Here is a 12,859-nt window from a genome sequence, read left to right as displayed (position 1 = left end):
TCGCCGCGATCTTGTTCACTAGCGGATCCCTCAGTGAGACGGACACACGATGGATGCTTTCTAGCTCGTTGAGCTTGACTGAGAGCCTCGGGCGAGGCGGTGTTCGGTGCGAGCCACGGCTTTGGCGATCACCGGTCGTGCTCGGGTCCATGTGCGGTGAACGGCGTTGTCGGGGGAGTAGCGGCTCAGGATCTCGTCCATGCGCTCGTCGTAGGTGAAGTGTTCGCCTGCTGGCCCCGTGGTCAGGTCGGCGGCGGCCAGGGTGTCGAGCAGGGGAGAGTCCTCGAACGGGAAGTCGGCCAGTTCGTGATAAAGGCCACGTTCCTCGGCTTCGAAGCGAGCGCCTGAGTGATGGGCGACCAGGTTCACGATCGTGTCTGGCCAGCCCTGTCCGCGGAGATAGCGGGCTCCATCGAGGGGGTGGAACCTGGTGTGCCCGATCTCGGGGGCGTATCCGATGTCGTGGAGCCAGGCAGCGGCCCGCAAGGTGTCCCGGTCGCCTGGAGCGACAGCCTGTTCCAACTCGGCCGCGCGGGTAGCGACGGCCTGGACGTGCAGCCACCGGCGTCCCAGCGGCTTGACGAAGGACTCGGCCACCTCGGCGGCCCGCGGGGCAAGCTCCATGTGTGCTCACGCTACCTCTCTGAGGAACAATACGAACCCCTCTGGCGGGGGTGTGTGAACAATGCGCGTACAAGGTCGCCGCCGAAGGGCAGCAGCGAAGATATTTACGCAGGTAAAAGGCTTGATCGAGGGTGATCGACTGAGGACTGTAAATCAGCCGCGAAAGCTTCAGAGGTTCGAATCCTCTACCCGGCACACCTGCCAAAACGGCCCCCTGACCTGCACCGACAGGCCAGGGGGCCGTTTTCGTGCTCCTCCGGTCGTGTCCGTGGCTGTCCGGCTGCTTCCGAGTGCTTCTGCCCAATGCGTGCCCAGAGCGGTAGGGACTCCGAGCAGGAGGGGCCTGGAGGACCTGAGTGCCTTCTCTGTCTGTTGGCGGGCGGACTGCTCTCCCCCGTCAAGGCACTTGGCGTGGACCCGAAGCAGCACGTGCACGCTGTGCCCGGCCCGCTCGGCTACCCGAGTGGGTTCGACACCGGCATTGAGCCACGTCGAGACGGCTGCGTGGCGGAGGTCATACGAGCGCTTCGCCAGCGGCGAGGCGGCCACCTCCTCCGTGAACGCATCGGCGCGATCCTCGGCCCAGGCTTGCCCGCAGACGGAGCTGGCGAGTCGCCCACCGACGCGCTTGCCCCGGAGCAGTCGACCGTCCGGCGCCGTCCCGTAGGGCGCCAGGTGGTGGTGCAGGAACGAGGTGAGCTCTGGCGAACACGGCACGGGCCTCCCCGCGATCCTCGAGTCTTCGCCGCCGGAGGTCGCGGGTCACTCCTGTCGTTGTAGGCCGACGAAGGCGTGGTGGGCGAGGAGGTCGGCGGGGTTGATGGTGCCGTCGGCGAGGCTGCAGGCGATGTGCGACAGGTGTTGGCCGTTGGTGCGGGCGTAGCCGCGCAGCAGTTCGAAGGCCTGTTGCATGGTGAGGCCGCCGTGTTCGGCGAGCACGCCCTTGGCCTGTTCGATGACGGTGCGGTGGTGCAGGGTGGCCTGCAGCTGCTCGTGCAGGACCTCGTTTCGCTGGACCGAACGCTGGTGCAGCAGTCCGACGGTGGCGACGTCGGCCAGTGCCTGGCCCAGCTGGGTGCTGGTCTCGTCCACGCCTACCGCCTCGGTGTTGAGCAGCGTGAGCGCTCCGATGCTCTCGCGGCGTAGCCGCATCGGTACGGCGTAGGCGGCGTGGAACCCTGCCGCCAGGGCGGTTTCGGTGAAGTGGGGCCAGCGTTCGGACTCCGCGCTCAGGTCCGGGATGGCGACCGGTGCACCGCTGCGGAGGCACTCCAGGAACGGGCCCTCCCGGGTTTGGGCGGTGAACAGTTCCAGCAGCTGGGCGTCCTCGGAGGATGCGGCGGTGGGGTGCCAGCCGCCGCGCTGGTCGGACAGGATCACCCCGGCAGCTGTCACGTCCAGCAGTTCGGCGGAACGCTCGGCCAGCAAGCAGAGAAAGTCCAGCACGTCGAAGTCGTCGACCAGCGTGTCCGACAGGGCCACGAAGGTCTGGGCCAACCGCTGTTCACGTTCGTTACTCATCGTCTCGCTAGTCCTCGTCATCGTGTACCGAGTACTCACCATCGTTGCGTGGCTCAGGTCTCGGCGGGAAAGCGCAGCTCACGAGCCACGACCCGGCGTGCGACCTCGGTGATCGACAGCTCGTGGGAGTACGCGTGGGCCCGCAGATGCAGCAGGGCGGCTTCGGTGGTCGTCTGCAGCTGGACCTGGACCATCCCGGAGGCCTGGTGGATTTGGGCGTGTGGGTTGGCCAGCCAGCTCACGTCGTCGGTGGAGTGGCCTTCGAGTTCGGCTATGACTGCCTGGGTCATCAGATCGGCCACGATCAGGGCGTCGGACAGTTGCGCGTCGGACAGCGAGCCGTCGGTGTCGCGGTAGAGGTCCAGCGAGCCCAGGCGGACCACTCCGATCTGCAGCGGGAACGAGAACACCGCTACCGCGCCCAGATCGAGGGCGGCCGGGGTGAACGCCGGCCACCGTTCGCTCGCCTGCTGCAGCTCCGCAATCAGCACCGGCCCGCCCGTGCTGAAGGTGTCCAGGCACGGCCCCTCACCGACGGTCAGCTGCAGATCCTCCAACCCGCTGCTGATGGCATTGGTGGCGTGTATGAGGCCACGGCGCGGGGACTGCCCGTCGTCGTCGAACTCGCTGAGTACCGTCGCCCCTGTCCCGGAGACCGCTAGTTCCGAGGTCGCCAGCGCGCACAATGCCTTGATGCGCGGCGCGGGACTGCCCCCGTCGGTGGTCGTGTCGGCGACCAGCTGCGCTTCCAGCTGCTGGCGCCGCTCGTCAGTCATGGTCCGCTCCGGTCTGTGCAGGCTGCAGCCAGACTAGCCCGTGCCTGCCCGAACGAGAGCGGCACGCCGATGGCGTGGCGGTCCCACCGGCTCCTGAAGTTGAACCGGTGGGGCCTGAGTCATCAACGTGCCCGGGCGCGCAGACGACCTCTCGGTCGTGTTCCCCACGGCCCCGCGTGTTAATCGCCCTTGCCGTTGCCCACCTGCGTGGCTGTCTGGCCGGTAAGCCACCGAGCGACGTCGACGAGCTTCATGTTCGTCTGTTGCGAGCTGTCCACGAGCATCGCGAACGCGCCCGTGTCGTCGAGGCCGAAGCGCTCCATGAGCATGCCCTTGGCCTGGCCGATCAGGTCTCGGCTGGCCAGTGCCTGATGCAACTGTGCCACGTGCTGAGCCCCACCCAGCGCGATCGCCGCGTGCGAGGCGAACAGTCCCCCCAGACTCCGAGCCTCCAACGCGAAGCTGGCGGGCTTGCTGGAGTACAGGTTCAACGCTCCCAGCGTGTCACCCCGTGTGAACAGCTGAAACGACAACATGCTGACCATCCCGTGCGCGGCCGCCTCCGGGGCGAAGCGCGGCCAGCGCCAAGCCTCCGCGGTGAGATCGTCGACGACCACGGTGTGCTCGTCCCACAGCGCGGTCACGCACGGGCCCTCCCGGTAGGTGGACTGCAGCTGGTCGACCTCGCTGACCGTCTCACTGCTGGGCGTGTACGAGACGATGTCGCCGTCGCTTCGGAGTAACGACACCCCGGCGTGCTCGGCACCGGGCACCGTGTCCACAGCGCCCGCCACGACCAGCGCCAGCGTGTCATCCTCCGAACCCGAGCGCGACCCGCTCATGCGCTCAGCCGCCACCGACAGCATCTGCCCAAGATTACCGGTGTCACCACCCGCGGGCCCCTGCGACATCAGGACCACCTTCCAACATCCTGAGATGGCCGCACACTGCTGAACGACCGGTACGTCCCGCGATTGTAGCTACGCAACGGGATTGAATCCCAGGTCATGCTCGGAAACGGCGAGTGGTCGGTCACCGAAGTACGACCGTTCGCGACTGTCGTCTTGGCCCGACCTCAAAGCGGATCACTCCGCTTAAGCTTTCGCCGCTGCGGAGCGCGTTGGCCAGTGCCCCGGTGAGCATCCAGCAAGTCCCCTTGACCTGCACCGACAGGCCAGGGAGTCGTTTTCGTGCTTCCCTGCCGTACCCGGAGCCACCCGGGGACCACCGTCGAGACATTTCGCGTAGACGCGGAGCAGGGCTTGGACGCTGTGCCCGGCCCACTCGGCGACGCGGGTGGCTTCCACGCCGGCGTTGAGCCATGTCGATACCGCCGCGTGGCGGAGGCCACAGGGGTGCTTCGCCAGCGGCGAGTCGACTACTTCTTCCGTGAACGCGTCCGCGCGTGCGTTGGCCCAGGCACGGCTGCGGACCAGTTTCACTGATCCAGCCGGACGTCGCTGGACCTGTCACTCCACTGGCGAGCTCTACGGGGACAGGCCCGGCGATGGTGGGCCTTGGCGGGAACTTTCGAGCGGGTCAAGGTGTGCCCTTATGTGGTCACTGTATGGTCACACAGCTGCCTCCTTCGGTCGCGGATGCTGTCTGTGCAGGTCGACGCAGGTCTGATCTGCTGATCTCTTGAGCCTGCAAAGCCTGCGGCCATGCCCGCATCACTGTGGGACGCACCCGGCGACACAGATCGAGTTGACGCGTGCGTACCCGCGTTCAGGTGTGTTGGGGGGCGTCGTTGGTGAGGTGGGTGAGGGGGAGTTGCTGGAGCAGCCGGGTCACCGCCGGCGGGGCGTTGCGGAGCACGATGGTGCGGTCGTGCTCGCGGGCGAGGTGATCCAGAGCGAGCAGTCTGTCGGGCTCGATGAAGGTCAGTGCCCGGGCGTTGAGGGTCACCTTGTGGTCGGGGGCCAGGGCGGCGGCGGTTCCGAGCGCGTGGGTGAGCAACTCCGCGCAGGTCTGGTCGATCGTGCCGGTCAGGGTGAGGGTGCCGTCGTGGTCGGCGAAGAGTTGGAACGGGACCTCGAGGTTGGTCAGCGGGTGCAGGCAGGCCAGCTCGGCCGTCGCGGTGTCGCCGAGCTCTGCGAGGTTGTGACCGCACAGTGCGGTCACCGGCAGGGCGCTCGTAGCGTGTTCGATGAGATGTTCGAACCGCACGAAGGCTGCCCGCTGCTGCGGGGTGATGGCCACGGCCGTGGCGTCCACGACCGCGCGGAACCCGGTGTATCCCTCGGCGAGTGCCTGCTTGGTGGCCGCGATGCGGGCGGTCACGGCCGCCTCCGGGTCGACCGTGTCGTTGCCGGTCTCGAGGGCGTGGAAGTCTTCCACCGGGGTCACGGCGATCCCGCCGGAGGTCAGCACCTCGTTGAGGGCCTCGTGTTCGGCCAGCTCGGCACGCAGTCCCTCGGTGCTGCCGGTGCCGACGTATTCGATCCACTGGCCGGCGGTGATTCCGTCGAGCAGGTACTGCGCGGCCCGCGCGTGAAGCTCCGTGCGGCTGGTGGAGGCCCAGCACAAGTGCCCTGTGGACGCGTTCCCCTGCGCTGGGACGGCCCTGCCGTTTCTGTCCGTGCCCCTCGATGTTGGCGGCCCCGGGGCTTTCGAGGACTTCGGTCACCTCGGAGCGCTGTGCCAGCATGAAGGAATGACTGGTAACCGTGTTGCCACGGTTTACTCCTGGCTTGCCGCAGCTGCGGCCAGCCGCAACGAACCGATCACGAACACGGTGCTGTGCCGAACCGCCTGCCAGCATCTGGCCGTGGACGGAGCCAGCGTCGCGCTGATGTCCCGCGCCGCGGACGGGGAAGGCCCACCCCGGATCCACCAGGACCCTGTGGCCACCACCGGGGCCACCAGCGCTCGTCTCGAAGAACTGCACCTGACTGCCGGCGAAGGCCCCAGCGCCGAGGCTTTCACCCGCGCCGCCCCGGTGCTCATTCCGGACCTGCAGGTGGGCACCAGTCGATGGCCCGGATTCGGATCGGCAGCACTGGCCTGCGGCGTGGCCGCGATCTTCGCGTATCCCCTGCGCAGCGCAGCGACTCAGGTCGGTGTGCTGACCGCGCACCGGGCCAGCCCCGGAACCTTGGCATCGCAGGCCCGGGCGGACGCGCCCGTCTTCGCCGAACTGGCAGCCCACCTGCTGCGCACCGACCCGGCCGGGCTGCTGACAGTCGCTGCCCGCCCTGACACTGGGTCGGCGGCCGCCCGTGATGAGGTGCACCAAGCCGTCGGAGTGCTCTCCGTGCAACTCGGCGTGGGTCTGCCCGCCGCCTTCGACCGACTCCGCGCCCACGCCTTCACCCACGGCACCCAGCTGTCCGACGTGGCCCGCGAAGTAGTCAGCCACCGCCTGCACCTACCTTCCGACTCCGGCGATAACCCGTAACGTTCCCGGCGCGCGCATTGCGGAAGGCGAGCAGCGGCGAGCCCGGGCCGTGGTCAGCCCCGACGAGCTCGGCCACTTGGGGCCGGTGGGGGACGCGTGGGCAGTTGCACGCGAGATGCGTCAGGCTCGCCGTTCGGGCTACTGACCCCGCGCCCTCGAGCGGGAAGTCGTCCGGTTCATGAGAAAGGTCATGGTATTCGGCTTCGGAGCGGGTGTCCGCCCGGTGTTTCACCACCGAGAGTGATATTTCCGTGACGAAATGATGAGTAGGCGTACTCAAGACGTAGCGGTGACGTATGTCGCAGTGTGTGTCGCATGAGTGCGCCGACACCATCAGGACCGTCCACGACGACCGCGTTCTACGTGCAGTCCGTGATCTCTTTCGCCGTCGCGGTGCTGGCCGTCGCCGTGGGCATCGTCTATCTGCCCGTCGACGGCTGGGTTCGCGGCTTTCTCGGCCTCGGAGTGCTGTACACGGTGACCTCCGCGTTCACCCTGGCCAAGTGCGTCCGGGACCGGCAGGAGGGCACCACGCTCTCCAGCAGGGTCGACCAGGCGCGGTTGGACAAGCTGCTCGCCGAGCACGATCCGTTCAAGGTGGAGGCGAGCTGAATCCGCCCCGCCCGGTCGTGGCCGGGCGGGGCGGAGTTCGACGAGGTCAGCGCTCCGAGCCGATACCCGTCAGCGAGCGCACCTCCATCTCGGCCTGCCGCGCGCGGTCGGCGGGCTCCTCGTCCCTGAAGGTGCCGATGACGCCGAACACGAACGACAGCGGAATCGAGACGATCCCCGGGTTCTTCAGCGGGAACAGCGCGAAGTCCACGGCGGGAATGATCGAGTCCGGGTCGCCGGAGAACACCGGGGAGAACACCACGAGCAGCAGGCAGGAGCCCAGCCCGCCGTACATCGCCCACAGAGTGCCCTTGGTGTTGAATCGCGGCCAGAACAGCGAGTAGAGCAGCGTCGAGAGGTTGGCCGACGCGGCGAAGGCGAAGGCCAGGCCCACCAGGAAGGCCACGTTCTGCTCGTGGACCAGGATGCCGCCGACGATCGAGACGGCACCGATCACCATCGCCGTCTGACGTGCGACACGCACCTCCGATCCGGAGTCGGCCCTGCCTCGCTTGATGACGTTGGCGTAGAGGTCGTGGGCGAAGGAGGCCGACGCCGTCAGGGTGAGCCCGGCGACCACGGCGAGGATCGTGGCGAAGGCAACGGCGGCCACGACGCCGAGCAGGAAGGTGCCGCCGATCTCGTAGGCCAGCAGCGGTGCCGCGGAGTTCTCCTCACCGGGTGCGTTCATGATCTTCTCGGTGCCGACCAGTGCCGCCGCGCCGAAGCCGATGACCAGGGTGCACAGGTAGAAGCCGGACATCAGCCAGGTCGCCCACACCACCGACCGGCGGGCTTCCTTGGCGGTGGGAACGGTGTAGAAGCGCATCAGCACGTGCGGCAGCCCCGCCACGCCCAGCACCAGTGCCAACGACAGCGACACGAAGTCGAGCCTGGTCGTCGAGCTCTCGCCGTACTGGGCTCCCGGGGCGAACATCCGCTCGCCGAGGGGGTTGCCGGCCGCGGCCTGATCCATCAGGTCGTTGACGCTGAAACCGAACTTGCCCAGCAGGAACAGCGTCATCAGCGCCACGGTGATCAGCAGCAGGGTGGCCTTGAAGATCTGCACCCACGTGGTGCCCTTCATGCCACCCACCAGGACGTACAGGATCATCACCACGCCGACGACGGCGATGATCAGCGCCTGCCCCCAGGCGCCCTGGACGTTGAGCAGCAGCGCGACCAGACTGCCGGCGCCGGCCATCTGCGCGATCATGTAGAAGATGGTGATCATCATGGTGGACACGGCCGCGGCGGCCCGTACCGGACGCTGGCGCATCCGAAAGCCCAGCACGTCGCCCATCGTGAAACGGCCGGTGTTGCGCAACCGCTCGGCGACCAGCAGCAGGTTGACCAGCCAGGCCACCAGGAAGCCGATGGAGTACAGGAAGCCGTCGTATCCGTGGATGGCGATGGCGCCCGCGATGCCGAGGAAGGAGGCGGCGGACAGGAAGTCACCGGACAGCGCGATGCCGTTCTGGGCGCCGCTGAAGGTGCTTCCGGCGACGAAGTAGTCGCTGGAGGTGCCCCGGCTGCTCGCGCGGTAGGCGATGAACAGGGTGACCAGGATCAGCACCGCGAATACGCTGAAATTGATCACGGGGCTGCCGGCTTCCACGATCCTGTGGTGGCCGGCGTCGGCGTCGTAGTGGGTGGTCATAGGGTGCCGTCCTCCACGTCGTTGCGGATCTCGGCGACCTGCGGGTCGATGCGGCGATCGGCGAAGCGGACGTAGAGGGTGGTGATGACAACTGTGGACGCGAACTGGGCGATGCCCAGCACGATCCCCACGTTGACGTTTCCGAGCAGTGGGGTGGCCATGAAGTCGTGGGCATAGGCGGCCAACACCACGTAACCGATGTACCAGCACAGGAAGAGCAAGGTCATCGGAAACACGAATCGCTTCAGCCGACTACGCAGTCGGATGAATTTGTCGGACTGCTGGATATCATCGAAATCGGGCTTGTCGGTGCCCCGGCGAGCAGCGCTTTTGTCGATTCCACCGAAAGCGACCGGTGCTTTTCCGGCCTGTCCCGCAGATCGCGCGCGCATGGGGGGCGGCGTTGCGTTGGTCATGCATCCTTCCAAGGAGTCCGCGAACTGTCCCGGTGGGCTCCGGCCGCGACTCGTCGCCCGCCGCGGCGCGCCCATCCTGCCATGAGGCGAGGAACCCACCGCAGTCGGCACGCAGGTCATGAAGCGTTACCGAGGAGTATCACACCGTGGTCCCCGAGCGTGCACGCACTCCTGTTCCCTTAAACGCCCGAATGGGCTAGAGTTACTCTGTTGAGCACCTAAGTGTCTACTGTGGACCTCATTCGGCTTTGTGTTGGCATGGCCGACCCTCGACTCGTTCCGCGGTGGGAGGCTCTACACTTGTCCCTCGCCAGAAGCTACGCGCTACAAGCTACGCGCCACCCCGCGTGAAATGGACTGTTGAAACCGACCCGTCCGGTGACTCAGGGTATCGCAAGCTGGATGTCGCATTGGGAATAACGAACGTTCGGTGCCGATTCACCTCCCGGCGAACCGGACACTCCATTGGCCGAGCGCCGGGGGCCTACAGGCGCTGTTCTCCTACGATTTGTTCGTTCGGAAGGGACCGCACCGTGACAGAGCATGAACGACGGCTTGCGTTGCGGGGGATCTCGTGACCGCGGCAGGACGAGACTCGTCACCCGACCCCGCCGCCCGTCCGTCCCGGTGGAGCGTGATCAGGCAGTGGCGGAACTGGAGCATCCCGGTCAAGCTGGCCGCGGTGATGCTCGTGCCCGTGGTCTTCGCGATCACGCTCGGTGTCGTGCAGATCCAGGAGCAGGTGCAGCGGGCGAACCGTTACCAGGAGGTCAGCACGCTCCTGAAGGCGCGTGACAAGATCCAGCCACTGCTGACCGGGCTGCAGCGGGAGCGGACCGAAGCCGTCCAGCTCCTGACGGGGGCCGGCGAGCCCGCCGAGTGGGCGGCCAAGACCAAGGCCGTGAGCCTCGCCGCGTCCAAGGCGCCACAGGTCCTCGACGAGGTGGCGGCCTTCACGCCAACGGCCAAGGCCCGGTTCGGCCAGCTGCAGGAGCAGCTCGTCAAGCTCGGCCCGCTGCGCAAGAAGGTGTCGAGTTCGTCGATCGAACCGGTCGCCGCCGTCGGCGCCTACAACGCGATGGTCGACTCCCTGCTGGGCCTGGAGCGTTCGGTGATGGGCGACCTCAACGACGGGAACCTCTACGGCACCGTCGGCGCCCTGCACGAGCTTTCCAGCGCCGAGGACGAGATCCGCATTCAGCGAGCGCTCGTTTCGGCCGGACTGGCCCGCTCGGACTTCGGCGATTCCTTGCTGGACACGGTGAGCGACTCGCGAGCCCGGCTGGCGGCCAACCTCAAGGAGTTCAAGGCTACCGCCGATGCCGCCCAGAGCCGTGAATTCCGGAGCAAGGTGACCGGCCTGCTGTCCGAACGGGATCGGGCGCTGGACGGAATCGTGCGGGCCGCGGAGTCCTCCTCCGAGACGGTCTCGACGACCTCGGCGGAGTGGAACGAGCTGTCCCGGTCCGCGATCGGCGCCACCACCCAGCTTCGCAGCGGGCTGTCCCAGCAGGCGCGGGAGTACGCCGACGGCCTCTACGACGAGTCCAGCGATCGGGCCGGCCTGGACGCGGTGCTGACGTTCTGCGTCCTGCTGCTCGCCGCCGCGATCACGTTCAGGATCGCCAGGAACCTGCTGGGATCGCTGCGCACCCTGCGTCGCAGCGCGCTCAAGGCCGCCAACAAGCAACTGCCCGAAGCCGTGGAAAACATTCGCCACGGTGGTCGGGGTGAGACCGAGGTCGCCTCGGTCCCGGTGGAGACCACCGACGAGCTCGGGCAGCTGGCCAGGGCCTTCGACGAGGTCAACCGGCAGGCGCTGTACCTCGCGTCCGAGCAGGCCGGGCTGCGTCGTGGCTACAGTGACTCGTTCGTCAACGTCTCCCGTCGTAGCCAGAGCCTGCTGGAACGGCAGCTGCGGCTGTTCGAGCAACTCGAGCAGGACGAGGAGGACCCCGAACAGCTGTCCACCCTGTTCCGGCTGGACCACCTGGCGACCCGGATGCGTCGCAACAACGAGAACCTGATGGTGCTCTCCGGCAGCGATCTGGCCCGCCGGTTCAGCCAGCCCACGCCGATGACCGACGTGCTCCGCGCTGCGGTCTCGGAGATCGAGCACTACCCGCGCGTGAACGTGCAGCCCCCGCCGACGGTTCGGCTGGTCGGTTACGCGGGCAGTGACCTCGTGCGGCTGTTCGCCGAGCTGTTCGACAACGCGGCGAACTTCTCCGCCCCGACCACCTCGGTGACCGTGTCCAGCTACCAGGCCGGTGACGGCTCGATCGTCGTCGACGTGCTGGACCAGGGCATCGGTATGGACCCCGATGAGCTGGTGGCCATCAACGAGCGGCTGGCCTCGGTCGACGAGCCCGACCTGTCGACCTCGCGTCGCATGGGTGTGCTCGTGATCTCGCGACTGGCCACCCGGCACGGGATCGATGTCCGCCTGCACGGCGGTGGGGAAGGCGAGGGCACCCGAGCCAGCTTGACGATCCCGCCGGAACTCGTGATCTCGCCGGAACGAGCCCCCCAGGCGTCCCAGCCCGCTCCGGGACACGGTCCGGGTCGCAACGGCAAGGCCAAGCACGACCTGCCGACGTCCGACGGCGACGGCGGTACCAGGCGTCACGTCATGGAGGGCGGTCTGCCGCAGCAGGCGCTCGGCGGTGGAAGCGACGGGGCCACGGGAACGATGCCTCCGGCGAACCAGCCCAAGGGGAACCAGCCTCCGGAGCCGCCAGCCGCTCCGCCGCAGCCTCCGGACGCGCGGTCGGCTCCGCCGCAATCACCGCAGCCGCGGCCTCAGCAGTCTCCGTCCTCGGAACCGCAGCAGTCTCGGGCGCCGCGACAGCCCCAAGCACCGCCACCGCTTCAGCCGCCGCAGCAGCCTCCGGCGTCGGCCACTCCGCCTCCGGCCGAGCCTCCGGCTCCGGAGCGGCGGAGCAAGCCACGAGGGCTGTTCGAGCCACCGTCCGATGAGGAGCGGACGAACGAGCCCTCCTCCGCGGAGGTGCCCCAGCAGTGGGGAGCCGACGCTTGGACACCGCCGACGAGCGCACCGCCCGCGAGTTCGCCGCCGAGCGATCTGTCCGTGCCCGAAGTGCCCGAACCGCAACCGCGCGCGGCCTCACCGATGTTCGACGCCAATCCGACGCAGTGGTTCCAGCCCACCGACGAGGACGCCTCCTACCAGGAGGTGGCGCTGCAACCGGGTGAGGAGGAACATCACTGGCCCACCAGTGAGGATCTCGGCGCGCAGCAGCCGCGGGCGGAGGATTCCGACGGTGTCGGGGCGTGGGCCTTCGCGAACGAGGAGTCTTCGCGGTCGAACGGGGGGCCGACGAAGTCCGAGCCCGCCGGTTACACCGCATCGGGATTGCCCCGCAGGACCAGGGGAGGTCAGCCCGTGTCGGGTGCAGGTGCGGAAAAGCAGGAGGACAGGACTCCCGGGCGGGAGCAGCGAGCTCCCGAGGACGTTCGGGGACAGCTGTCCAGCTTCCAACAGGGTTTGCAGCAGAGTCAGTCGACGGCTGCTCCCGAGCCCGGCGGTGGCGGCGTGCACGGGACCTCGGACAACGGTGAGTCGGCGTGGAACTTCGTCACCGACGATGCCCAGCACCGGGCCGAAGCCGCCGCCAACCACAAGCCCTCCGACTACACCACGGCGGGTTTGCCGCGCAGGACCCCGAAGGCACAACTCGCCCCGGGCAGTGCCGCTCCCGAGCAGCAGAGCAAGCCGTCGGCCCCGCAGAGTCAACCCAAACCGGAGGACGCACGCGGGCGCCTGTCCAGCTTCCAGCAGGGTGTCCGTCGGGGACGCCACAGTGCGCCGGACGAGGACTAGCGCACG

The 12,859-nt window shown here is 67.8% G+C and carries 10 protein-coding genes; 3 read left to right on the top strand and 7 right to left on the bottom strand.

The genetic code is table 11. From position 1 onward, the window contains the following. Positions 1-60 precede the first annotated feature (60 nt). From FHX42_RS21560 to FHX42_RS21540, 5 genes are all read right to left on the bottom strand, one after another. Positions 61-624, bottom strand: a complete 564-nt coding sequence (locus FHX42_RS21560; RefSeq protein WP_182546274.1) for an HD domain-containing protein — start codon at positions 622-624, stop codon at positions 61-63. Between the two features lie 762 nt (positions 625-1,386). After that, entirely contained in the window at positions 1,387-2,145 is a 759-nt protein-coding gene (locus FHX42_RS21555) for a GAF and ANTAR domain-containing protein (RefSeq protein WP_182546273.1), read from the bottom strand. Positions 2,146-2,198: 53 nt separating this feature from the next. Further along, positions 2,199-2,921 (bottom strand): GAF and ANTAR domain-containing protein, encoded by a 723-nt coding sequence (locus FHX42_RS21550; protein WP_182546272.1) that lies wholly within the window; start codon positions 2,919-2,921, stop codon positions 2,199-2,201. 179 nt (positions 2,922-3,100) lie between these two features. Further along, positions 3,101-3,832 carry a GAF and ANTAR domain-containing protein gene (locus FHX42_RS21545; protein WP_235987718.1) on the bottom strand — a complete coding sequence of 244 codons (732 nt, stop codon included), beginning with the start codon at positions 3,830-3,832 and terminating at the stop codon, positions 3,101-3,103. 817 nt (positions 3,833-4,649) lie between these two features. Next, positions 4,650-5,450: an MEDS domain-containing protein gene (locus FHX42_RS21540; protein ID WP_182546271.1), complete on the bottom strand. Its 801-nt coding sequence runs from the start codon at positions 5,448-5,450 to the stop codon at positions 4,650-4,652. Positions 5,451-5,577: 127 nt separating this feature from the next. On the opposite strand from FHX42_RS21540, the gene FHX42_RS21535 reads away from it, so the two are divergent. Both FHX42_RS21535 and FHX42_RS21530 read left to right on the top strand, forming a co-directional pair. Then, a complete protein-coding gene (locus tag FHX42_RS21535) occupies positions 5,578-6,321 on the top strand; it encodes a GAF and ANTAR domain-containing protein (protein WP_182546270.1) in 744 nt (247 codons plus the stop codon). Positions 6,322-6,636: 315 nt separating this feature from the next. Next, positions 6,637-6,933 (top strand): YiaA/YiaB family inner membrane protein, encoded by a 297-nt coding sequence (locus tag FHX42_RS21530; RefSeq protein ID WP_182546269.1) that lies wholly within the window; start codon positions 6,637-6,639, stop codon positions 6,931-6,933. 46 nt (positions 6,934-6,979) lie between these two features. On the opposite strand, the gene FHX42_RS21525 is transcribed toward FHX42_RS21530, so the two are convergent. Both FHX42_RS21525 and FHX42_RS21520 read right to left on the bottom strand, forming a co-directional pair. Then, positions 6,980-8,593: a solute symporter family protein gene (locus FHX42_RS21525; RefSeq protein ID WP_182546268.1), complete on the bottom strand. Its 1,614-nt coding sequence runs from the start codon at positions 8,591-8,593 to the stop codon at positions 6,980-6,982. Then, entirely contained in the window at positions 8,590-9,009 is a 420-nt protein-coding gene (locus FHX42_RS21520) for a DUF485 domain-containing protein (protein ID WP_182546267.1), read from the bottom strand. The genes FHX42_RS21525 and FHX42_RS21520 overlap by 4 nt, the downstream gene beginning before the upstream one ends. Before the next feature lie 634 nt (positions 9,010-9,643). Between FHX42_RS21520 and FHX42_RS21515 the strand changes: the two genes are divergently transcribed. Further along, entirely contained in the window at positions 9,644-12,853 is a 3,210-nt protein-coding gene (locus tag FHX42_RS21515; protein WP_220480693.1) for a nitrate- and nitrite sensing domain-containing protein, read from the top strand. Positions 12,854-12,859: the final 6 nt, after the last annotated feature.

This window comes from Halosaccharopolyspora lacisalsi (assembly GCF_014137975.1).
GTDB classification, from domain to species: Bacteria; Actinomycetota; Actinomycetes; order Mycobacteriales; family Pseudonocardiaceae; genus Halosaccharopolyspora; species Halosaccharopolyspora lacisalsi.
This window is presented reverse-complemented; position numbering and strand designations above follow the sequence as displayed.

What these genes read in the sequence shown, in the direction of transcription:
- FHX42_RS21560 (WP_182546274.1), bottom strand. Translation starts at nt 624, where the DNA reads ATGGAGCTTGCCCCGCGGGCCGCCGAGGTGGCCGAGTCCTTCGTCAAG.
- FHX42_RS21555 (WP_182546273.1), bottom strand. Translation starts at nt 2,145, where the DNA reads ATGAGTAACGAACGTGAACAGCGGTTGGCCCAGACCTTCGTGGCCCTG.
- FHX42_RS21550 (WP_182546272.1), bottom strand. Translation starts at nt 2,921, where the DNA reads ATGACTGACGAGCGGCGCCAGCAGCTGGAAGCGCAGCTGGTCGCCGAC.
- FHX42_RS21545 (WP_235987718.1), bottom strand. Translation starts at nt 3,832, where the DNA reads ATGTCGCAGGGGCCCGCGGGTGGTGACACCGGTAATCTTGGGCAGATG.
- FHX42_RS21535 (WP_182546270.1), top strand. Translation starts at nt 5,578, where the DNA reads ATGACTGGTAACCGTGTTGCCACGGTTTACTCCTGGCTTGCCGCAGCT.
- FHX42_RS21530 (WP_182546269.1), top strand. Translation starts at nt 6,637, where the DNA reads ATGAGTGCGCCGACACCATCAGGACCGTCCACGACGACCGCGTTCTAC.
- FHX42_RS21525 (WP_182546268.1), bottom strand. Translation starts at nt 8,593, where the DNA reads ATGACCACCCACTACGACGCCGACGCCGGCCACCACAGGATCGTGGAA.
- FHX42_RS21520 (WP_182546267.1), bottom strand. Translation starts at nt 9,009, where the DNA reads ATGACCAACGCAACGCCGCCCCCCATGCGCGCGCGATCTGCGGGACAG.